Origin of the sequence: Gordonia sp. KTR9 (assembly GCF_000143885.2) — a bacterium.
Classification (GTDB): domain Bacteria; phylum Actinomycetota; class Actinomycetes; order Mycobacteriales; family Mycobacteriaceae; genus Gordonia.
On the sequence record NC_018581.1, the window covers coordinates 2,139,322 to 2,159,710 of the forward strand.

The following is a 20,389-nucleotide window of genomic DNA, read 5'->3' on the forward strand; positions in this document are numbered from 1 at the left end:
TCGTAGTAGTTTCCTGTCCGATTCGGCACAATGAGGGCCATGCTGTCTTTCTTCGACCTGACCACACCCGCCAAGCGCTTTCGGTTCGTCGCCGTCGCCGAGGCGATCACCTGGGCTGTCCTGCTGGTCGCGATGGTCGTCAAGCGGGTCAACGACGACGACGAGGCGATCGCCAAGCCGGGAATGATCCACGGAGTCGTCTTCGTGCTCTTCGTGGTCGTCGCTCTCCTCACGGCCGTGCAGCTCAAGTGGAACTCCGTCAAGTGGGAGCTGCCGGTGGGTTCGCGCCGGATCGGAATCCCGATCGTGACCCTGCTCGCGCTGGCGTCGAGCATTCCGCCGTTCGGCACGATCGTGTTCGAGTGGTGGGCGCGACGGAACGGTCATCTCGCCGAGCTGTCCACCGACCGCGCACCCAGGCAGGCCACGGCCTGACCGGCCCGACCTCGCCTCCGATCGCCCCGACGCTACGCCGGTCACGCCGCAGCGTCGGGGCGATCTTTGCGCTCAACGGGTTTCTCGCGGCGATGTGGGTGGCGCACATCCCGGTCATCAGTGCGCGCACCGGAGTCGATCACGATCAGCTCGGCGGCCTGCTCCTCCTTCTCGGCGCCTCGGCATTCATCGGGATGCAGGTCTGCGGACGTCTGATCGACCGCCTTGGTTCTCGCCCGGTGACGATCGGGGCCGCGCTGCTGCTGTCAGCGGTGATCATCGCGCCGGTGCTCGCCGTCGATGCGCTCACCCTCGCGGCCGCGCTCGTCGCCTTCGGCTTCGCCAACGGTTGCCTGGACGTGTCGATGAACGCCCAGGCGGTCGTGGTCGAACGGGCCCACCGCCGACCGATCATGTCGTCGTTCCACGGATTCTTCTCGGCGGGCAGCCTGCTGGGATCCGGGGTGGTGGCCGCGACCTTGTGGGCCGATGTCGGTGTCATCCCCACGGTGGCCTGCGCCGCGGTGGCCGGTGTGGGTGTCGTCGCGTGGAACGCACGAGGGCTCGCCGACCGCGAGGTCGGCTCCGACGATGCGAGCCGGCGCGCGGAGTCCACCGCGGGGGGCGCGCCCGCGAAGTGGTGGCACACGGTGGATCGGCGCCGCCTCGTGCTCCTGGCGCTGGTCGCCTTCGCACTGATGCTGGCCGAGGGCACCGCCTACGACTGGAGTGCCCTCCACGTGGTCGAGACCTTCGGTTCCGCCGAAGCCGTCGGCGCCATCGCCTTCGGCGCCTTCAGTGCGACGATGACCGTGGCACGGTTCGTGATCGACCCGGTGGTCGGGTCGGTGGGTCCGGTCGCCGTCGTCCGCTACGGCGGTCTGCTCGGCACCGCCGGCATCCTGATCGCGGTGCTCTCGCCCGTACCCGCGCTCGCGATCGTGGGATGGGGCGTCTTCGGACTGGGCCTGGCGGGATTGATCCCGCAGATCTTCACCGCGGCGGGCAATCTGTCAAGTGAGTCGAGTGGCCGGACCATCTCCGCGGTCGTCGGATGCGGCTACCTCGGCATGCTCGCCGGCCCCGCGGTCGTCGGCTTCATCAGCAGCCGGACGTCGTTGAACACCGGGTTGCTCGCCGCGGTGGCGGCCCTTGTCCTGGCCGTCGCACTCGCACCGGTCGTCCGCCCCGACGGGGCCCGCGCGACCGCTGTAGGGGACGGCGCCCGTTCGCCCGACGCCACCTGATTCCGCGTCGCGGGTCGTGACACACTGGAAGGGTGACGCGACCAACCAATCGTCAGCAGGCCGCAGCCGCGGCCCGACAGCAAGCGGCAGCAGCCATGGCCATGTCCGGCGCAGTGGATCTCGGCGGACTCAAGGAGAGAGCCGAAGCCGAACGCGCGCAGGCGCAACGGGCACAGTCGCAGGCTGCCCACGCCGGTCAGGCACCCGTCCCGGGCGGGCAACCACCGGCCGCCGGTTCGGGTCCCGCGCCGGCAGCGGTTCTCGATGTCACCGAGGAGACGTTCGAGGCCGAGGTGCTCAACCGGTCGATGCAGCAGCTCGTGGTCATCGACCTGTGGGCGGAATGGTGCGGTCCGTGTAAGCAGCTGTCGCCGGTCCTGGAGCGTCTCGCCGCCGAGTCCGGCGGACGCTGGATGCTGGCGAAGGTCGACGTCGATGCGAATCCGCGTATCGCACAGGCCTTCCGGGTCCAGTCGATCCCCATGGTCGTCGCGATCGTGCAGGGTCAGCCGGTGACCGCGTTCAACGGTGTGCGCTCCGAAGCCGAGATCACCCAGTGGATCGACGACATCTTCGCCCAGGTCGGCGACGTGCTGCCGGGCGTCCCCGGCGGGCCGGCCCCCGAACCGGAACCCGAGGACCCGAGGCTGCTCGCGGCCGAGGCGAAGCTGAACGACGGCGACTTCGACGGCGCCCTCGCGGACTATCGGGCCATCGCCGACGCCGAGCCGGAGAATCTCGAAGCCGTGTCCGCGGCGCGGAATCTCGAGTTCATCCTGCGCGCACAGGCGCACGACCCCGCGATCGTGGAGACGGCATCGCCGCGTGATGTCGACGCGCAGCTGGCGGCCGCGGATGTCCTGCTCCTCTCGCAACAGCCCGAGGCCGCGTTCGACCGCATCATCGACGTCGTCCGGGTGACCGCGGGCGAGGAACGCACCCGTGCGCGCACCCGGTTGCTCGAGCTGTTCGAACTCTTCGATCCCGCCGAGCAGTTCGTCGTGAGCGCACGGCGCAAGCTCGCCAGCGCGCTGTTCTGACGGGGTGAGGCGCGCGCCGCGGGGGCTAGTCCCGCGGCACGAGCCAGATCGCCGAATTGGCGGGGAGCATGACCCGCGCGGAGACGGGACGGCCGTGATACGACGGCCCGTCCGCGGACACCGACCCCATGTTGCCCCGTCCGGCGCCGCTGTAGGCGGCCGCGTCGGTGTTGAGGATCTCGTCCCAGACGCCCGCTGACGGGAGCCCGATCTGATAATCGGCGCGATCGGAGCCGCTGAGGTTGAACAGGCATGCGACGACCGAGCCGTCGGTGCCGTACCGCAGGAAGCTGATCACGTTGTTGGCGGTGTCGTTGGCGTCGATCCACTCGTATCCGAGCGGGTCGATGTCCTGGGTGTACAGCGCGGGTCGCGAGCGGTAGATCCGGTTCAGGTCGGTGACGAGAGCCGAGATGCCGGAATGCAGTTCGCCTTCCCAGCCCTCCAGCTGGTGCCAGTCCAGACTCCGGTTGTCGGCCCATTCGCCGGTCTGCCCGAACTCCTGCCCCATGAACAGCAGCTGCTTGCCGGGGTGGGACCACATGTAGGCGAGGTAGACGCGCACGCCCGCGGCCTTGGCGAACGAATCGCCTGGCATCCGCGTCCACAGGGTGCCCTTGCCGTGCACGACCTCGTCGTGGGACAGGGGCAGCACGAAGTTCTCGCTCCACGCGTACACCAGCGAGAAGGTGATCTCGTGGTGGTGGAAGCTGCGGTGCACCTGGTCGCGTGACAGGTAGTCGAGGGTGTCGTGCATCCAGCCCATGTTCCATTTGAAGCTGAAGCCCAGTCCGCCGAGATCGGTCATGCGGGTCACACCCGGCCACGCGGTCGACTCCTCGGCGACCGTGATCACGCCCGGAAAGTGTTTGTGGACGGTCGCATTCGTCTCCTGGAGGAACTGCACCGCCTCCAGGTTCTCCCGGCCGCCGTGGACGTTGGGACGCCACTGCCCGGCCGGCCGCGAGTAGTCCAGGTAGAGCATCGAGGCCACCGCGTCGACGCGGAGGCCGTCGATGTGGAACTCGCCGAACCAGAACAGGGCGTTCGCGACCAGGAAGTTGCGGACCTCGTGCCTGCCGAAGTCGAAGACGTAGGTGCCCCAGTCGAGTTGCTCGCCGCGCATCGGGTCGGCGTGCTCGTACAGCGGGGTGCCGTCGAAACGGGCCAGCGCCCAATCGTCCTTGGGGAAGTGGGCCGGGACCCAGTCGACGATCACGGCGATGTCCCGCGAGTGGAGATGGTCGACGAGGTAGCGGAAGTCGTCGGGGGTCCCGAAGCGGGCCGTCGGTGCGTAGTAGGACGTGACCTGGTAGCCCCACGAGCCGCCGAACGGGTGCTCGGCGACGGGGAGGAACTCGACGTGGGTGAAGCCCTTCTCGACGGCGTAATCGGCCAGCTCGTGCGCGAGTTCGCGGTAGCCGAGGCCCTGCCGCCAGGATGCAAGGTGGACCTCGTAGACGCTCATCGGCTCGCGCTCGGGAGCGGACCGTTCCCGGCGCGCGATCCAGGCGTCGTCGGACCACACGTGCTCGGAGACGGTGACCCGCGAGGCGGTTGCCGGCGGGGTGCTGGTGCGGAAGGCCATCGGGTCGGCCTTGTCGCGGATGACGCCGTCGGCGCCGTGGACGCGGAATTTGTAGTGGGTGCCGTCGCCGACGTCGGGGATGAAGACCTCCCACACGCCGCTGACCCCGACCTTGCGCATCGGCGCAACCCGTCCGGTCCAGTTGTCGAAGTCGCCGATCACGGTGACGCCGTGGGCATTCGGTGCCCACACGGAGAAGGCGGTGCCGTGCACGTCGCCGTCGGTCGTGGTGTACGACGTCACGTGCGCGCCCAGGACGTTCCACAGCGCTTCGTGGCGGCCCTCGCTGAACAGGTGGATGTCGACCTCGCCCAGACTCGGCAGGAACCGATAACCGTCGGCGACGACGAACTCCGACGTGCCGCCCGCGGGGTCGGGATAGACGACGCGGTACCGGTAGTCCATGAGGTCGGCCATCGCAACGGTGACCACCCACAGGTCGTCGGTCTGGCGGGTCATCGGATGATCGACCCCGCCGATGACCGCGGACACCGACGTCGCGTCCGGGCGCAACGTGCGAAGGATTGTGGTGCCGCCGGGCGCATCGTGAGCACCGAGAAAGGCGTGCGGGTCGGGATGGGTCTGCGCGGCCAGGCGACGGAGGTCGTGGTCGGTGGCGCTCGGGTCCGGCAGGTCCGGCGGATCGGGGTGATCGGTCACGAATACCTCACTGGATCCGAAGGGCGAGTTGCTGTGCGGCGGCAGGGTCGAGGGGCGGCAGGGCGAGAATGTGCGCCACCGCGCGCCAGGGCTCGAGGCGGACGTAGTTGTCCTGGCCCCACCAGTACTCCTCGCCGGTGACCTCGTCGCGGACGGAGAAGTGGTCGTACCACTCGAAGCCGAGCTTCGGCAGGTCGAGCCAGACCGTGGAGTCCTCGGCGCCGAACGGGTTCAGGTTGATCACGACGACGACGCGGTCGCCCGACACCGGGTCGATCTTCGAGTAGGCGATGAGCGCCGGATTGTCGACGTGGTGGAAGTGGATGTTGCGCAGTTGCTGCAGCGCCGGGTGGCGCCGGCGGATCTCGTTGAGCGAGGTGATCCACGGCTCGAGAGACTCGCCACGGCTCGTGGCCGCCTTGTAGTCACGGGGCCGCAACTCGTACTTCTCCGAGTTCAGGTACTCCTCGCTGCCCTCGGTGACGGCGACGTGCTCGTACAGTTCGTAGCCGCTGTAGACGCCCCACGTCGGGGCGAGGGTGGCTGCGAGAGCGGCTCGCAGGGCGAACATGCCAGGTCCGCCGTGCTGAAGACTCGCGTGCAGGATGTCGGGGGTGTTGACGAACAGATTCGGACGGGCCTCGTCGGCGTGGTCGGCGATCTCCCGGCCGAATTGCTCGAGCTCCCACTTCAGCGTCTTCCAGGTGAAGTAGGTGTAGCTCTGGCTGAAGCCGAGCCGTGCGAGGCCGTAGAGGCGCGCCGGGCGGGTGAAGGACTCGGACAGGAACAGCACATCGGGGTGCCGCTTCTTGACCTCGCTGATCAGCCACTCCCAGAAGTTCGGCGGTTTGGTGTGTGGATTGTCGACGCGGAAGATGTCGACGCCGAGCCCGACCCAGTGCAGGACGACCTTCAGCACCGCGCGGTAGATGCCGTTGCGGTCGTTGTCGAAGTTCAGCGGGTAGATGTCCTGGTATTTCTTCGGCGGGTTCTCCGCGAACGCGATGGTGCCGTCGGGCTGGGTGGTGAACCACTCGGGGTGTTCGGTCGCCCACGGATGATCCGGCGCGCACTGCAACGCAAGATCCAGGGCGACCTCGAGGCCGAGTTCACGAGCCCGGCCGACGAAGTACTCGAAGTCTTCTTCGCTGCCGAGCAGGGGATGGATCGCATCGTGACCGCCGTCCGCGGACCCGATGGCCCACGGCGAGCCGACGTCGTCGGGACCCGCGACGAGAGTGTTGTTGGGACCCTTGCGGTTGACCTCGCCGATCGGGTGGATCGGCGGGAGGTAGACGACGTCGAAGCCCATGTCGGCGACGCGGGGCAGGTCCTGGGCGGCGGTGAGGAACGTGCCGTGGACGGGGTTGCCCTCCCCGTCCCAGCCGCCGGTGGAACGCGGGAACAGCTCGTACCACGAGCCGAACAATGCCCGGGTGCGGTCGACCCACACCCGGTGGGTACGGCTCTTGGTGACGAGTTCGCGGACGGGGTGCGCGGTGAGCAGCTCGACCACCTCGTCGGAGATCGCCAGGCCCACCCGGTTCTCGACGCGGCGTCGGCGCGCACGCAGCTGGCGGGCGGCGTCGAGCAGGAGCTCTCGGTCCTCGCCCGCGACGAGTCCGGCGGCGGTGTCGAGTACCTGCGCCCCGGTCTCGATGTCGTTGGCGAGGTCGGCGGCGCCCTGCCCGGCATCGAGTTTCTTGATGACGGCCGAGCGCCATGTGGCGTACGGGTCGCTCCAGGCCTCGATGCGGTAGGTCCAGAATCCGACGGCGTCGGGCACGAAGGCCGCGTTGAAGGTGTCCGGCTCCGGTGCCGGAACCATCCGGACGTCGAAGGACTCGCGTCGGGGAGTCTCGACGTGCAGCGTGACACCGATGGCGTCGTGTCCTTCACGCCAGGCTGTGGTGCTGACCGGGAAGTATTCTCCCACAACAGCTTTTGCCGGCTGCTGGCCTGCTGACACAAGGGGTGCGATGTCGTCGATACCCATGCGCCCGATCACGTGGAGCCTCCTGTCGTCAGCTCCCGTGACTGGCCGGGGTGCGCTGTCGGTCTCGCCTTCGTTGGTATCACCGGTTCCCAACCTAGTGCCCCGCGGACGGGATTGTCTTGTCATGGTCCGCGCGCCGTGTCGGCCGGACGGGGACTGCCGGGGTCGGTCGAGGTCAGCCCACCGAGCGCGCGGGATCGGTGAGCCGGGCGAGAGCCGAGCGGACCACCGCGGGGTCGGTGGTGCGCCACATCGGGGGCAACGACGCGAGTAGATAGCCGCCGTAACCGGCCGTCGCCAACCGGGAGTCGAGGACCGCGACGACACCGCGGTCGTCGACCGAGCGCAGCAACCGTCCGGCCCCCTGGGCGAGGAGAAGGGCGGCGTGGTTGGCCGCGACGGAGAGGAATCCGTTGCCGCCGCGCGCGTCGACCGCACGCTGCCGGGCTGTCAGCAAGGGGTCGTCGGGACGAGGGAAAGGGATGCGGTCGATGAGGACCAGGCTCAGTGACGGTCCGGGGACGTCCACCCCCTGCCAGAGGGACAGCGTGCCGAACAGGCAGGTCGCGGGGTCGTCGGCGAACCGCCGGACGAGGGTGGAAGTGGTGTCGTCGCCCTGGCACAGCACCGGGTGGTCGGTGCGGTCGCGGATTGCGTCGGCCGCTTCGCGTGCCGCACGCATCGAGGAGAACAGGCCGAGGGTGCGACCGCCGGCGGCGTTCACGAGCTCGGCGATCTCGTCCATCGCCCGAGACGATATGCCCGAGCGGTCGGGCCGCGGGAGGTGGCGCGCGACGTAGAGGATCGCCGACCGCGGGTAGTCGAACGGCGAACCGGCGTCGAGGCCGGTCCAGCGGGCCGAACCCGAATCGGACGGAACCGCCTTGCCGCTCGCGGTGACATCGGAGACGTTCGCCTCGTCCGTCACCGGACGGTCGGTTCCGCGCCCCGACGCGGGCAGTCCCCAGGTGGCGGCGAGGGCGTCGAAGGACCCGCCGATCGTGAGCGTCGCCGAGGTGAGGACGACGGTGGCGTCGGCGAACAGCGAGGCGCGCAGCAGGCCGCCGACCGACAGCGGCGCGATGTGCAGAACCGGCCGGGGTTCGGTCCCGCGGCGCGAGGTGTCCAGCGACGCCCACACGACGTCGCGCCGTTTGGCCTCGTCGGGTTCGTCGAACGCACCGAGAACCCGGACGACGGTGTCGTGCATGTCCTCGAGCGAGGTGAGCGCGGCGGATCGGGCGGCGGCCGCGCCGTCGTCGGCGCCGGCCATCCGCACGGGGCCGATGGCGGTGCGTGCCTGCCACAGTCGATCCCGGAGCATGACCAGGACCGCGGTCGCGTCGGCCGGCAGACCGGTCCACTGGCGCATCGGGGCCGCGTCGAGCAGGTCGCCCAGTTGTTCACCGGCGCCCAGGAGGGCATCGGCGGTCTCCTCGTCGACGAGCTTCCCGCACCGGCGCGCGACGAGCGCCACCGAGACAGCCGACAACTCGTCGGTGGCGACCGAGGTCATCCGGTCGACGAGCTCGTGGGCCTCGTCGATGATGACGACGTCGTGTTCGGGCAGGACGTTCGCCGGGCTGGTGGCGTTGATGGCCAGCAGCGCGTGGTTGGTGACCACGACGTCGACCTTCCCGGACCGCCGGCGCGACTGCTCGGCGAAGCAGTCCTCGCCGTAGGAGCAGTTGGCCGCGCCCAGGCACTCGCGGGCGGTGACACTGACCTGTCGCCACGACCGGTCGGACACACCCGGGACCAGGTCGTCCCGGTCGCCGGTCTCGGTGTCGCTGCTCCACTCCCGAAGGCGCGTCACCTCGCGGCCGGTGCGCGACAACTCGAACGGGTCGAACAGCTCGGTGTCCGGCTCATCGGCGGTGCCGGAGTGGATCTTGTTCAGGCACAAGTAGTTTCCGCGGCCCTTCAGGATCGCGAAGGTGGGCTCGCGGCCGATCGGCTTCTTCAGCGCCTTGGCCAGGCGGGGGAGATCGCGTTCGATGAGCTGGCGCTGCAGGGCGATCGTCGCCGTGGACACCACGACGGTCCGGCCGCTCTCGACCGCGTGCCGGATGGCCGGCACGAGGTAGGCCAGCGATTTACCGGTGCCGGTGCCTGCCTGGACGGCGAGATGCTCACCGGTGTCGATGGCGTGCGCGACCGCGGAGGCCATCGCGACCTGGCCGTCGCGGCGACGACCGCCGAGTGCGGTGACCGCCGCGTCGAGCAGGTCGGTCACCGGGGGTGTGTTGGGCATGAGGTGGGTTCCGGTTGTCCTTGCTGTGGTCGCGGTGGAGACGCGGCCGGGTACGGGGTGTTGTGTTCAGACGTATGGCGGTCCCGGTCGGTTCCCTCGATGTCGAGATCGCGGCGGGCTACCCGGTGTGGCTCGACCCGTCGTAGAGCAGGTCGCCCACGAGTTCGACACCTGCCTCCCGCAGCGCCGACAGCGCCTTCGAGGTGGTCTCCGGCGCGACGCCGGCCGTGAAGTTGAGAAGGACCCGCGTGGTGAATCCGGCTGCCACCGCGTCGAGCGCGGTCGCCCGCACGCAGTGGTCGGTGGCGATGCCGACGATGTCGACCGTCTTGACCTTCCGCTCGCGTAGCCAGACGGCGAGGGTCGACCCGTCGTCGGCCGCTCCCTCGAAACCGGAGTACGCGGCGCTGTATTCGCCCTTGGAGAAGATCTCGTGCGCCGCGCCGGCGTCGAACTCGCGATGGAACGCCACACCGTCGGTGCCGACGCGGCAATGGGGCGGCCAGGTGTCGACGTAGTCGGGGTCGTCGGAGAAGTGGTCACCGGGGTCGATGTGGTAGTCGCGGGTCGCGACGACGGTCCGGTACTCGTCGAGGATCGACGTGACCGCCCGCGCGACCGCGGCGCCGCCGTTCACCCCGAGGGCGCCGCCCTCGCAGAAGTCGTTCTGCACGTCGACGACGATCAGCGCGTCGGCGGGCCGGGTGCCGTCGCTGCGTTCGGCGCTCATCCGTTTCTCCTGTCGTCGAGGGGCATCGGTTCCTCCTGGCGTCGGGGCCCATCGCCGATTGCCGGCGTCGATGGGTTGGGACTGTGCGGTTCGGTTCAGCCGAGTTCGTAGCGGGTCGGGACCGCGGGATCTCCATGGGACAGGCCGAGACCCTCCCACGGCAAACTGACCAGCCCGGCCGCGAGATGTGCGCGCGCATCGGCGAGCGACGGCAGCGACTCGACGGGCGTGCCGCCGCGGACGAGGGGGATCTGCAGGTCCCGCACGTGGTGTTTCTCCGGTGCGGGGCGGGTACCACCGGCGCGATAGACGATCTCCTCGACGATCGTGCCGCTGGACCGGGCGGCGCGTACGGCCGATTTGGCGCCGCCGCGCGACTCCTTGTGGCTCGCCCGTTTGGCCACCGGGAGGCCGTCCACCTCGACGAGCTTGTAGACCATCCCCGCGGTCGGTGCTCCGCTACCGGTGACGAGCGACGTCCCGACGCCGTAGGTGTCGACCGGCTCGGCGCGCAGTGAGGCGATCGCGTACTCGTCGAGATCGCCGGAGACCACGATCTTCGTCCCCGTCGCCCCGAGGTCGTCGAGTTGTGCGCGTACCTGGCGGGCCAGCACGCCGAGGTCTCCGGAGTCGATCCGCACGGCACCGAGGGCGGGTCCGGCCACCTCGATGGCGTTGCGCACGCCCTGGGTGATGTCGTAGGTGTCGACCAGCAGCGTCGTCCCGACGCCGAGGGCCTCGATCTGCGCGGCGAACGCGGCCTTCTCGTCGGGCCCGTCGGGTCCGGTGAAGCCGAGGGTGAACGCGTGGGCGGCGGTACCGGCGCTGGGCACGCCGAAGCGCCTCGCCGCCTCCAGGTTCGAGGTGGCCGCGACGCCCGCGATGTAGGCGGCGCGCGCACTCGCGACGGCCGCGCGCTCGTGGGTGCGCCGTGACCCCATCTCGATGATCGGCCGCGACCCGGCGGCGCTGACCATGCGAGCCGCGGCCGAGGCGATCGCACTGTCGTGGTTGAGGATCGACAGGATGAGGGTCTCGAGCAGGACGGCCTCGGCGAACGTCGCGCGGACGGTGAGGATCGGCGACCCGGGAAAGTAGAGTTCACCCTCCCGATAGCCGTCGATGTCGCCGGAGAAGCGGTAGTCCCGCAGCCAGGCCACCGTGTCGGAATCGAGGAATCGTTCGACGACGGCGATCTCCTCGTCGCCGAATCGGAAGGCCGCGAGTTCGTCGAGCACGCGGCCGGTCCCGGCAACGACGCCGTAGCGACGGCCGTCGGGGAGTCGGCGAGCGAAGACCTCGAATGCGCACTGGCGGTGCGCAACCGGGTTGCGAAGCGCTGCCGCGACCATCGTCAGTTCGTACTGATCGGTCAGCAGCGCGGTGTTGTCGATGCTCACAATCGCTTACCCTGTCCCTATGGCGCCTGACGAAACTCGTGCGCACGAGGCTACCCCCGGCGGTACGGCGGTTGCCGAACCCGAGGTCGCCGACGGCGCGCCGGGACTCGACAAGCCGTGGATGACGATCGTGTGGGACGACCCGGTCAATCTGATGAGGTACGTCACCTTCGTCTTCCAGAAGATCTTCGGCTACTCCGAGTCCCGGGCCAATGAACTGATGATGCAGGTCCACACCGAGGGCAGGGCCGTGGTGTCCTCCGGCGACCGTGAGAAGGTCGAGGCCGACGTCGCGAAGCTGCACGCCGCCGGTCTGTGGGCCACGATGCAGCGGGATTCGTGACCGGCCGGTCCGCCTCCCGCACGACCCGGGCACACTGAACGCGTGCGCACCTGGAAACGCAAGGGGCGCGGCGAGACGTTGCGGATCGCATCGCAGCTCGACGCGCACGAGGCAGAACTGCTCGCATCGATGGTCACCTCGATGTGTGAACTGCTGACCGAACGGGCCGATTCCGCACCCCGCGACGACCTCGCGACGCTCACCGGCATCCGTGTCGGTCACCACGAGGCCCCCGACGACGTCACGCTGGGACGTCTTCTCCCGGATTTCCATCGCCCCGACCAGGACGACCAGCTCTCCGCCGAGGTCGTCAACGGAAAGCTGAACTCGGCGCTGCGCAGTGTGCACGAGCCGCAGATCATCGACGCCAAGCTCGGCGCGGCCCGGATCCTGCTCGACACCCTCCCGGCGGGTGGCGGGGACCTCGTCCTCACCCCGGAGCAGGCCTCGGCCTGGCTCACCGCGCTCAACGACGTGCGGCTGGCCCTCGGCGCGATGCTCGGGATCTCCGAGGACACCCCCGACCAGCTGCCGCCGGATCACCCGCACGCAGCTCATCTCGACGTCTACCACTGGCTCACGGTGATGCAGGACCTTCTCGTGGAAGCGCTGATGTGACCACAGCCGGACGACCGGCCCGCGCCGGCAACCGCATCACCGACATCGCCGGCATCTCGGTGGGGCATGCGCATCGTGTCGACGCCGACGCGCGCGTGGCCGGCTCGGCCGAGGCTCCCGACGGTCACGGCTGGGCCACCGGAACGACGGTCGTGCGGGTGTCGGCGCCCGGCGCGATCGCCGCGGTGGACGTCCGCGGCGGCGGTCCGGGTACGCGCGAGACCGACCTGCTCGACCCGTCGAACACCGTGCAGACCGCACACGCCATCGTGCTGAGCGGAGGCAGTGCCTACGGTCTGGCCGCCGCCGACGGGGTCATGCGGGCGCTCGAAGCCGAGGGGGTCGGCCTACCACTCGATGATCGGGGCCACGTGGTGCCGATCGTCCCCGCCGCGGTGATCTTCGACCTGCCGGTCGGCGCGTGGGATCGCAGGCCCGACGCGGACTTCGGGGCGGAGGCGGTCCGGGCGGCGGACACCGAGTTCGCCGTCGGATGCGTGGGCGCGGGTGTCGGCGCCCGGGCGGGCGCACTCAAGGGCGGGGTCGGGACGGCGTCGGTGACGATCGACAGCGGGCCAGCGGCCGGGATCACCGTCGGCGCACTGATGGTCGCGAACCCGGTCGGTGCGGTCATCGACCCGCAGACCGGGCTGCCGTGGGACCTGGGCGAGGCCGCACTCGCCGAACTCGGTTTACAAAGGCCGTCGGTCGCCGACCTCGACCGCCTCGCCGATCTCGCCGCGAAACACACGGTTCTCAACACGACCATCGGTGTCGTGGCGACCGATGCCGTCCTGGACGCCCCGATGACCAAGCGACTGGCGATGTCCGGACACGACGGACTCGGGCGGGCGATCCGGCCGGCGCACTCGCCGCTGGACGGCGACACCGTTTTCGGCATCGCGACCGGCGCTGTCCGGTCGTCGTCGCCTGTTCCGGCGCCGGCGGGCATGCACGCCGATGTCGCGGTCGTCGCCGAGGTGTGCCGGGTCGCGGCCGACGTCGTCCAACGGGCGATCGTCGACGCGGTCCTCGCGGCGGACTCGATCGCATCGATCCCCACCTACGCGCAGGCGGCGCCGTCGGCGTTCCGCTGACCGCGTTCGCGTCGGGCAGAACAGTCGGGGCGGACCAGGCGGGGCGGAATAGGTGTCGCGGCGCCGATGTTGCGTTCCGGAGATCGGCCACAATGGGGACAACCGCGAGAGACCTTGCGGACATCGCTGAACAGGAGAACGGGACACCGATGCTCAAGATCGAGCAGAAGCTGGTCGACGCGATGGTCGCGCATGCGCGCGCCGATCATCCCGACGAGGCCTGTGGGGTGATCGCCGGCCCCGAGGGTTCCGACGATCCGCAGCGCTTCATCGCGATGGTCAACGCCGAGCGGTCGCCCACGTTCTACCGCTTCGACTCGGCCGAACAGCTCGCGGTCTGGCGGGAGATGGACCGTCGCGACGAGGAGCCCGTGGTCATCTACCACTCGCACACCGCCACCGAGGCGTATCCGAGCCGCACCGACATCTCCTATGCGGGTGAGCCCGGCGCCCACTACGTGCTGGTGTCCACCCGCGACCCGGAGGCCACCGAGATCCGCAGCTATCGCATCGTCGACGGTGCGGTCACCGAAGAAGAGATCGAGATCAGGAGCTGAGAATGTCTGTCACCGTATCCATCCCGACGATCCTGCGTACCCACACCGGCGGGGAGAAGCGTGTCGAGGGGTCGGGTTCGACGCTGGCCGCGCTGATCGACGACCTCGAATCGGGCAACGCCGGCCTGAAGGAACGTCTCGTCGCGCCCGACGAGAACGGCACCGCGAAACTGCACCGCTTCGTCAACATCTACGTCAACGACGAGGACGTGCGCTTCTCCGGCGGCCTCGACACCCCGATCGACGACGGTGACGAGGTGACCATCCTGCCCGCGGTCGCCGGCGGCTGAGCGTGGCACGCTACGACTCCCTGATCGACTCGGTCGGCAACACACCGCTCATCGGTCTGCAGCGGCTCTCACCGCGCTGGGACGACTCCGACGAGGGCCCGCACGTCCGGCTGTGGGCCAAGCTCGAGGACCGCAATCCCACCGGGTCCATCAAGGACCGGCCCGCGCTGCGCATGATCGAGCAGGCCGAACGCGACGGCCTGCTGCGGGCGGGCTCGACCATCCTGGAACCGACGAGCGGCAACACCGGCATCTCGCTCGCGATGGCGGCGAAACTCAAGGGCTACGAACTGATCTGCGTGATGCCCGAGAACACCTCGGAGGAACGCCGTTCGCTGTTGCGCATGTTCGGCGCTCAGGTCATCTCCTCGCCCGCCGCGGGCGGTTCGAACACCGCGGTCGCGGTGGCCAAGGAACTCGCCGCGCAGAACCCCGACTGGGTGATGCTCTACCAGTACGGCAATGCGGCCAACGTCGCGGCGCACTACGAGGGCACCGGACCGGAGTTGTACGAGGACCTGCCCGAGATCACCCACTTCGTCGCCGGCCTCGGGACGACCGGGACCCTGATGGGCGTCGGACGGTTCCTGCGCGAACGCAACCCCGACGTCGAGATCGTCGCCGCCGAACCCCGGTACGGCGACGAGGTCTACGGTCTGCGCAACATCGACGAGGGATTCATCCCCGAGCTCTACGACGACTCGGTGCTGACCCGGCGCTTCTCGGTGACGGGCGTCGACGCGGTCGCACGGGTCCGGGAACTGATCGAACTCGAGGGCATCTTCGCGGGGATCTCCACCGGCGCGATCCTGCAGGCGGCCCGCGGCATCGGCAGGCGGGCGCTGAAGGCCGGTACCCGCGCCGACATCGGGTTCGTCGTCCCCGACGCCGGATGGAAGTATCTGTCGACCGGGGCCTACGAAGGTAGTCTCGACGACGCGGAGCAGGCTCTCGAAGGTCAGCTCTGGGCATGACCCCGCTACCGAGGAACTCCTAGGCCATGAGCTCGTACACCCCGCCGGTCGGGCAGCAGCCCACGCGGCGAGCGCGCCCGCTGTGGTTGCGTTCGGCGATCATCACGGTGTGCATCGTCGCGGTGCTGTTCGTCATCGAGGCGATCGACGCGGCGACGCGCTACGACCTCGACCAGAACGGCATCCAGCCACGGCAGGTCGACGGACTGGACGGCATCCTGTCGGCGCCGATGCTGCACGGCGACTGGCAGCACCTCTTCGCCAACCTGATGCCCGGCGCGGTGCTGTGTTTCCTCGTGCTCATGACGCGGCGATTCCTCATCGTCACCGGCATCATCTGGGCGGTGTCGGGAGTCGGGGTCTGGCTGTTCGCGGCGCCGTACTCGGTGACTGTCGGGGCGTCGGGCATCGTGTTCGGCTGGCTCACCTTCCTCATCGTCCGGGGGCTGTTCAACCGCGATCTGTGGCAGATCCTCGGCGGGCTCGTCCTGTTCCTGGTGTACGGGTCGATCCTCTGGGGGGTCTTGCCGTCGGATCCGCTGATCTCCTGGCAGGCACACCTGTTCGGCGCGATCGCCGGTGTGTTCGCCGCGTGGGCGCTGGCTGCGCGGGACCGCCGTAGACCGGCGGTCGGCACACCGGGGGTGGCGCCATAATCGCGGCGGGCGGCCAGGACGCACCCATCGGGATCTTCGATTCGGGCGTCGGGGGACTGACGGTGGCGCGCGCCATCATCGATCAACTGCCGGACGAGGACATCGTCTACATCGGCGACACGGCCAACGGGCCGTACGGACCGCTGACCATCCCGGAGATCCGCCGGCACGCCCTCGCGATCGGCGACGATCTCGCCGAACGCGGCGTGAAGGCCATCGTCATCGCCTGCAACACCGCGTCGGCGGCCTGCCTGCGCGATGCCCGCGAGCGTTACGCGCCCATCCCGGTCATCGAGGTCGTGCTGCCCGCGGTCCGCCGCGCGGTGGTCGCCACCAAAACGGGCCGGATCGGCGTGCTCGGCACGGAGGCCACGATCTCCTCACGGGCGTACCAGGATTCGTTCGCCGCGGCACGTGACGCGGTGATCACCGCGGTGCCGTGTCCACGATTCGTCGACTTCGTCGAACGCGGGATCACCAGCGGCCGGCAGATCCTCGGGCTCGCGCAGGGCTACCTCGAGCCGCTGCAGCAGGCCGGGGTGGACACCGTGGTCCTCGGCTGCACGCATTACCCGTTGCTGTCGGGGGTGATCCAGCTCGCGATGGGCGACGAGGTGACCTTGGTGTCGAGCGCCGAGGAAACCGCGAAGGACCTCTTCCGGGTCCTCACCGAGGCCGACCTGCTGCATCCGCACACGGGCCGCGACGCCACCCGCGTTTTCCAGGCGACAGGGGATCCGGACCTCTTCGCGAAGCTCTCGAACCGATTCCTCGGTCCGGTCATCGGAGCCGTGCAGCACGTGTGAGGAGACGCCGGCGCTTCGCCGCGCAGTTGTGACCCGTATGCCGACGCCCGGGTGCGAAATCGTGGCACAGTGGGGCCTATGCGTCTCACGGTCCTCGGGTGTTCGGGCAGTGTGGGCGGGCCGGGAGCAGCGTGCTCGGGCTATCTGCTCTCCGTCCCCGGTGAACAACCGGTCCTGGTGGACTGCGGCCCGGGTGTGTTCGGCGAACTGCAGCGGGTCACCGATCCCAACGACGTCGCCGTCGTCCTCAGTCACCTCCACGCCGATCACTGTCTCGACCTGCCCGCGATGCTCGTCTGGCGCCGATACGCCCCGGAGCCGGCCAGGCAGCGCGCACCGCTGTACGGCCCGCACGGCACCGCCATGCGGATCGGCTACGGGTCGTCGGAGTTCCCCGGACAGCTCGACGACATCACCGACACCTTCGACGTCCACGAGTGGAGCGACGACCAGGAGGTCACGCTGGGCGGGATGCGGATCCGGGCGATGAACGTCAACCACCCGCCCGACACGTTCGGATTGCGGATCACCGGCCCCGAGGGACAGGTCGTCGCCTACAGCGGGGACACCGCACCGTGTGACGAACTGATCGATCTCGCGGCCGACGCGGACCTGTTCCTGTGCGAGGCGTCCTGGACGCACGCACCCTCCGAACGCCCGCCGGACCTGCACATGTCGGGGATCGAGGCGGGGGAGGCCGCGACCAAGGCCAACGTCCGTGCGCTCGCGCTCACACACGTCGCGCCGTGGTCGGATTCGGCGGAGATCCTCGCCGAGGCCCGCAGTACGTTCTCCGGACCGACCGAGCTCGTCAGCCAGGGACAGGTCTTCGACCTCACCTAGGAGACGGGTTCGCCTCGGTCGTTACAGTGAGACCCGTGACCACACGAGCTGACGGCAGAGCCGACGACGAACTCCGTCCCATCACGTTCACCCGCGGTTTCACCAGCCACCCGGCGGGTTCGGTCCTGGTGGAGTTCGGCAAGACCCGCGTGATGTGCACCGCGAGCGTCACCGACGGGGTGCCGCCGTGGCGTCGTGGTTCCGGGCTCGGGTGGCTGACCGCGGAGTACGCGATGCTCCCCGCCGCCACGCACGACCGGTCGTCGCGTGAGTCGGTCAAGGGTCGGGTCGGCGGGCGTACGCACGAGATCAGCCGACTGGTCGGTCGATCGCTGCGCGCGTGTATCGACCTCGGCTCGTTGGGCGAGAACACCATCGCCGTCGACTGTGATGTCCTGCAGGCCGACGGCGGTACCCGAACCGCGGCCATCACCGGCGCCTACGTCGCGCTGGCAGATGCGGTCACCTATCTTCGTGCGGCGGGCAAACTGTCTGACCCGCAACCTCTTTCGTGCGCGATCGCCGCGGTGAGCGTCGGTGTCGTCGACGGCCGCGTCCGGCTCGACCTTCCCTACGAGGAGGATTCGCGGGCCGAGGTCGACATGAATGTCGTGGCCACCGACGCCGGCACCCTCGTCGAGGTGCAGGGCACCGGCGAGGGGGCGACGTTCCCGCGCTCGACGCTCGACGCGCTGCTCGACGTGGCCGCCATCGGCACCGAGAAGTTGTTCGATGCGCAGCGCGCGGTACTGGCCGAACCGTACCCGGGCGAACTCCCCGGGCGGGCGTGATGTCCTCGGTCCTGCTCGCGAGCCGCAACGCCAAGAAGCTCGCCGAACTCCAGCGCGTCGTCGATGCCGCGGGCATCACGGGGGTCGAGGTCGTCGGTCTCGACGCCGTACCCGACTACCCGGAGGAACCCGAAACGGGCGCCACCTTCGAGGACAATGCGCTGATCAAGGCCCGCGCCGGCGCGAAGGCCATCGGAATTCCTTGTCTCGCTGACGATTCCGGCATCGCGGTCGATGCCCTGAACGGCATGCCCGGGGTGCTGTCGGCGCGCTGGTCCGGCCGGCACGGCGATGACGCCGCGAACAACGCGCTCCTGCTCGCCCAATTGTCGGACACCCCGGCCGAACGCCGTGGCGCGGCGTTCGTGTCGGCCTGCGCACTGGTGTTGCCCGACGGGACCGAGACGGTGGTGCGCGGCGAGTGGCGCGGTCGAGTCCTGCGGGAGGAACGCGGGCCGCACGGCTTCGGGTACGACCCGCTGTTCGCTCCCGACGACGAGATCGCCGACGGCCGGTCGGCGGCGGAGCTGTCGCCGAGGGAGAAGGACGGTCTCAGTCACCGCGGAAAAGCGCTGGCGCAGTTGGTGCCGGCGCTGCTAGCACTCGCGGGGTGACTCCGTTCGGGTCGGTCCCGGTCCGCGGTCAGCTCGCGGTGCCCGTGTAGAGGTAGACCCCCAAGGTGTGTGGCTCGCCGTCGAGCAGGATGTCCATGTCGTCGGCTGCGACCCGCGACATCCCCTGCCGCTCATAGAATCCGAACGTGCACAGCGAGTCGGTGTACAGGTGGAAGTCCGACCGACCACGGTCTCGCAGATGGTCCAGGAACGCACGGTAGAGCGTCGCTCCGACGCCGTGCCCGCGCGTCGAGGAGGCGACGGCGAACAGGGTGAGTTCATCGTCGAGCGACTCGCCGGTCTGCGCGCCCAGCCGATGCGCCACGGCTTCGAAGGCGAAGAGGGCACGTAGGGCCTTCCGTTGGGGCAGACCGAGCAACGCGGCTCGCGCGGTGTGCGCCCACAGAAGCGCGCGGTTCTTCGTCCGCTCGCCGAGGTGCGGCTCGCCGTCGACTCGCCCGAGAATGATCCCGACCACGTGGCCGTCCTTCTCCGCGACGCGACTCCAGGTGCTCGCCACCAACTGCTCGCGGAGATAGATCTCGAGCGCGCTGTCGAGAACGCGCCGACCGTGGACGTATCGGTGGATGTAGAACGCCTCGTCGATGATCTTCTTGACGTCCTCGGCGTCGGTGGAACGGTATGGGCGATAGGTGATGTCGGTCATGATCCCTTCTTTGCGGGTGTGTCGTGGAGTGTGGCTGATGAGGTGGGTGACAACGTCCCCGCGCCGTAGGTGAGGGCGAGGAGGTCTGCTTCGAGCGCGGCGCGGTCGGTGTCGTCGAGGACCGCGCCCCAGAGAGGGGCGGTGTTCGAGCCGTCGGCGGCCGCGATGATCAGTCTCGTGATCGCGGGGTCGAGGCCGTCGTCGGACAAGGCGGCCCGCCAGTGGTCGGCGTCTCGCTGAGCGAGCTCGGCGGGACCTGGTTCGTACATCAGGCTCGCCGCCAGGGCGATCTGATCACGAAGTCCGGCCGAGTCCCTGGCGTCGGCGAAGCTCACCCGGATGTAGGCCCTGGTGAGCCGTCCCGGTGCGTCGTCCTCCTGGCCGGCGACCCGGTCGACGTCGGACCTGAACTGAGCCATCAGGTCGGCCGCGAGTTCTTCGAGAAGGCCCTCCTTGGCGGGGAAGTGATACAGCAGTCCACCTTTGGACACCCCCGCCGCGGCGGCGATCTCGGAGACGGACACGGCGGTACCGTGCCGCGCGATGAGACGAGCGGCGGCGTCGAGGATCAGCCGTCGCGTGTCGGCTGCGGTGCGCCCGGACGTACGTGCCATCTCGGCCTCCTTCTGATCTGTCCCGTCTGAGACTTATTATACCGTCCAGACGGTACAGTTTCAAGAGCAGGCCGATGCGGAGGGGATGGTGGACGCACCCGCTCCGTCGACTGTGCGCTCGATCTCGTCGACTGTGCGTCGTAATTCGTCGACCGTGCGTCGAATTTCA

21 protein-coding genes are annotated in these 20,389 nt (G+C 69.3%); 14 read left to right on the top strand and 7 right to left on the bottom strand.

The annotated features are described in order from the left end of the window. Positions 1-39 precede the first annotated feature (39 nt). The 3 genes from KTR9_RS10510 to KTR9_RS10520 all read left to right on the top strand — a co-directional run bounded on the left by KTR9_RS10510 (position 40) and on the right by KTR9_RS10520 (position 2,722). Complete coding sequence (locus KTR9_RS10510; RefSeq protein WP_014926362.1) at positions 40-435, top strand: DUF3817 domain-containing protein; 396 nt, start codon at positions 40-42, stop codon at positions 433-435. Positions 436-527: 92 nt separating this feature from the next. After that, positions 528-1,682 carry an MFS transporter gene (locus KTR9_RS10515; RefSeq protein WP_014926363.1) on the top strand — a complete coding sequence of 385 codons (1,155 nt, stop codon included), beginning with the start codon at positions 528-530 and terminating at the stop codon, positions 1,680-1,682. Positions 1,683-1,777: 95 nt separating this feature from the next. Next, complete coding sequence (locus tag KTR9_RS10520; protein ID WP_083888952.1) at positions 1,778-2,722, top strand: tetratricopeptide repeat protein; 945 nt, start codon at positions 1,778-1,780, stop codon at positions 2,720-2,722. A 25-nt stretch (positions 2,723-2,747) separates the two neighbouring features. Here KTR9_RS10520 and glgB read toward each other — a convergent pair whose 3' ends face one another. From glgB to KTR9_RS10545, 5 genes are all read right to left on the bottom strand, one after another. After that, complete coding sequence (gene glgB / locus KTR9_RS10525) at positions 2,748-4,970, bottom strand: 1,4-alpha-glucan branching protein GlgB (protein ID WP_014926365.1); 2,223 nt, start codon at positions 4,968-4,970, stop codon at positions 2,748-2,750. 7 nt (positions 4,971-4,977) lie between these two features. Beyond that, complete coding sequence (locus KTR9_RS10530; RefSeq protein WP_014926366.1) at positions 4,978-6,978, bottom strand: maltotransferase domain-containing protein; 2,001 nt, start codon at positions 6,976-6,978, stop codon at positions 4,978-4,980. Between the two features lie 163 nt (positions 6,979-7,141). Beyond that, entirely contained in the window at positions 7,142-9,220 is a 2,079-nt protein-coding gene (locus tag KTR9_RS10535; protein ID WP_014926367.1) for an ATP-dependent DNA helicase, read from the bottom strand. Positions 9,221-9,338: 118 nt separating this feature from the next. Continuing rightward, positions 9,339-9,950, bottom strand: a complete 612-nt coding sequence (locus tag KTR9_RS10540; RefSeq protein WP_014926368.1) for an isochorismatase family protein — start codon at positions 9,948-9,950, stop codon at positions 9,339-9,341. 95 nt (positions 9,951-10,045) lie between these two features. Next, on the bottom strand, positions 10,046-11,350 hold the full coding sequence (locus KTR9_RS10545) for a nicotinate phosphoribosyltransferase (RefSeq protein ID WP_014926369.1): 1,305 nt from the start codon (positions 11,348-11,350) through the stop codon (positions 10,046-10,048). A 19-nt stretch (positions 11,351-11,369) separates the two neighbouring features. Here KTR9_RS10545 and clpS point away from each other — a divergent pair, with 19 nt between their 5' ends. The 11 genes from clpS (at position 11,370) to rdgB (ending at position 18,939) form a co-directional block, all read left to right on the top strand. Further along, the gene (clpS, locus tag KTR9_RS10550; RefSeq protein WP_010841707.1) at positions 11,370-11,693 is read left to right on the top strand and encodes an ATP-dependent Clp protease adapter ClpS; all 324 of its coding nucleotides are present in this window, start codon (positions 11,370-11,372) and stop codon (positions 11,691-11,693) included. A gap of 42 nt (positions 11,694-11,735) precedes the next feature. Next, positions 11,736-12,311 carry an oxidative stress transcriptional regulator AosR gene (gene aosR, locus KTR9_RS10555; protein WP_014926371.1) on the top strand — a complete coding sequence of 192 codons (576 nt, stop codon included), beginning with the start codon at positions 11,736-11,738 and terminating at the stop codon, positions 12,309-12,311. Further along, positions 12,308-13,408, top strand: coding sequence for a P1 family peptidase (locus KTR9_RS10560; protein ID WP_014926372.1), 1,101 nt, complete (start codon positions 12,308-12,310; stop codon positions 13,406-13,408). The genes aosR and KTR9_RS10560 overlap by 4 nt, the downstream gene beginning before the upstream one ends. Positions 13,409-13,557: 149 nt before the next feature. Next, positions 13,558-13,965 carry a Mov34/MPN/PAD-1 family protein gene (locus tag KTR9_RS10565; protein ID WP_010841704.1) on the top strand — a complete coding sequence of 136 codons (408 nt, stop codon included), beginning with the start codon at positions 13,558-13,560 and terminating at the stop codon, positions 13,963-13,965. 2 nt (positions 13,966-13,967) lie between these two features. Then, positions 13,968-14,255, top strand: a complete 288-nt coding sequence (locus tag KTR9_RS10570) for a MoaD/ThiS family protein (RefSeq protein WP_014926374.1) — start codon at positions 13,968-13,970, stop codon at positions 14,253-14,255. A 2-nt stretch (positions 14,256-14,257) separates the two neighbouring features. Next, entirely contained in the window at positions 14,258-15,229 is a 972-nt protein-coding gene (locus tag KTR9_RS10575; protein WP_010841702.1) for a PLP-dependent cysteine synthase family protein, read from the top strand. Between the two features lie 26 nt (positions 15,230-15,255). After that, positions 15,256-15,885, top strand: coding sequence for a rhomboid family intramembrane serine protease (locus KTR9_RS10580; protein ID WP_014926375.1), 630 nt, complete (start codon positions 15,256-15,258; stop codon positions 15,883-15,885). Next, entirely contained in the window at positions 15,885-16,691 is an 807-nt protein-coding gene (gene murI / locus KTR9_RS10585; protein ID WP_193363265.1) for a glutamate racemase, read from the top strand. The genes KTR9_RS10580 and murI overlap by 1 nt, the downstream gene beginning before the upstream one ends. Before the next feature lie 78 nt (positions 16,692-16,769). After that, on the top strand, positions 16,770-17,534 hold the full coding sequence (locus tag KTR9_RS10590; RefSeq protein ID WP_010841699.1) for a cyclic nucleotide-degrading phosphodiesterase: 765 nt from the start codon (positions 16,770-16,772) through the stop codon (positions 17,532-17,534). A 35-nt stretch (positions 17,535-17,569) separates the two neighbouring features. Continuing rightward, a complete protein-coding gene (gene rph / locus KTR9_RS10595) occupies positions 17,570-18,325 on the top strand; it encodes a ribonuclease PH (protein WP_010841698.1) in 756 nt (251 codons plus the stop codon). Then, positions 18,325-18,939, top strand: a complete 615-nt coding sequence (rdgB, locus tag KTR9_RS10600) for an RdgB/HAM1 family non-canonical purine NTP pyrophosphatase (protein WP_014926376.1) — start codon at positions 18,325-18,327, stop codon at positions 18,937-18,939. The genes rph and rdgB overlap by 1 nt, the downstream gene beginning before the upstream one ends. A gap of 28 nt (positions 18,940-18,967) precedes the next feature. On the opposite strand, the gene KTR9_RS10605 is transcribed toward rdgB, so the two are convergent. Beyond that, positions 18,968-19,606: a GNAT family N-acetyltransferase gene (locus KTR9_RS10605; RefSeq protein ID WP_014926377.1), complete on the bottom strand. Its 639-nt coding sequence runs from the start codon at positions 19,604-19,606 to the stop codon at positions 18,968-18,970. After that, complete coding sequence (locus tag KTR9_RS10610; protein WP_014926378.1) at positions 19,603-20,220, bottom strand: TetR/AcrR family transcriptional regulator; 618 nt, start codon at positions 20,218-20,220, stop codon at positions 19,603-19,605. Before KTR9_RS10610 ends, KTR9_RS10605 begins: the two co-directional genes overlap by 4 nt. Between the last annotated feature and the right edge of the window lie 169 nt (positions 20,221-20,389).

Coding starts and splice junctions, on each gene's coding strand:
- KTR9_RS10540 (WP_014926368.1), bottom strand. CDS start 9,950: ATGAGCGCCGAACGCAGCGACGGCACCCGGCCCGCCGACGCGCTGATC.
- rdgB (WP_014926376.1), top strand. CDS start 18,325: ATGTCCTCGGTCCTGCTCGCGAGCCGCAACGCCAAGAAGCTCGCCGAA.
- clpS (WP_010841707.1), top strand. CDS start 11,370: ATGGCGCCTGACGAAACTCGTGCGCACGAGGCTACCCCCGGCGGTACG.
- KTR9_RS10580 (WP_014926375.1), top strand. CDS start 15,256: ATGAGCTCGTACACCCCGCCGGTCGGGCAGCAGCCCACGCGGCGAGCG.
- KTR9_RS10515 (WP_014926363.1), top strand. CDS start 528: ATGTGGGTGGCGCACATCCCGGTCATCAGTGCGCGCACCGGAGTCGAT.
- KTR9_RS10510 (WP_014926362.1), top strand. CDS start 40: ATGCTGTCTTTCTTCGACCTGACCACACCCGCCAAGCGCTTTCGGTTC.
- KTR9_RS10535 (WP_014926367.1), bottom strand. CDS start 9,220: ATGCCCAACACACCCCCGGTGACCGACCTGCTCGACGCGGCGGTCACC.
- KTR9_RS10605 (WP_014926377.1), bottom strand. CDS start 19,606: ATGACCGACATCACCTATCGCCCATACCGTTCCACCGACGCCGAGGAC.
- KTR9_RS10520 (WP_083888952.1), top strand. CDS start 1,778: ATGGCCATGTCCGGCGCAGTGGATCTCGGCGGACTCAAGGAGAGAGCC.
- KTR9_RS10610 (WP_014926378.1), bottom strand. CDS start 20,220: ATGGCACGTACGTCCGGGCGCACCGCAGCCGACACGCGACGGCTGATC.
- KTR9_RS10565 (WP_010841704.1), top strand. CDS start 13,558: ATGCTCAAGATCGAGCAGAAGCTGGTCGACGCGATGGTCGCGCATGCG.
- KTR9_RS10570 (WP_014926374.1), top strand. CDS start 13,968: ATGTCTGTCACCGTATCCATCCCGACGATCCTGCGTACCCACACCGGC.
- KTR9_RS10590 (WP_010841699.1), top strand. CDS start 16,770: ATGCGTCTCACGGTCCTCGGGTGTTCGGGCAGTGTGGGCGGGCCGGGA.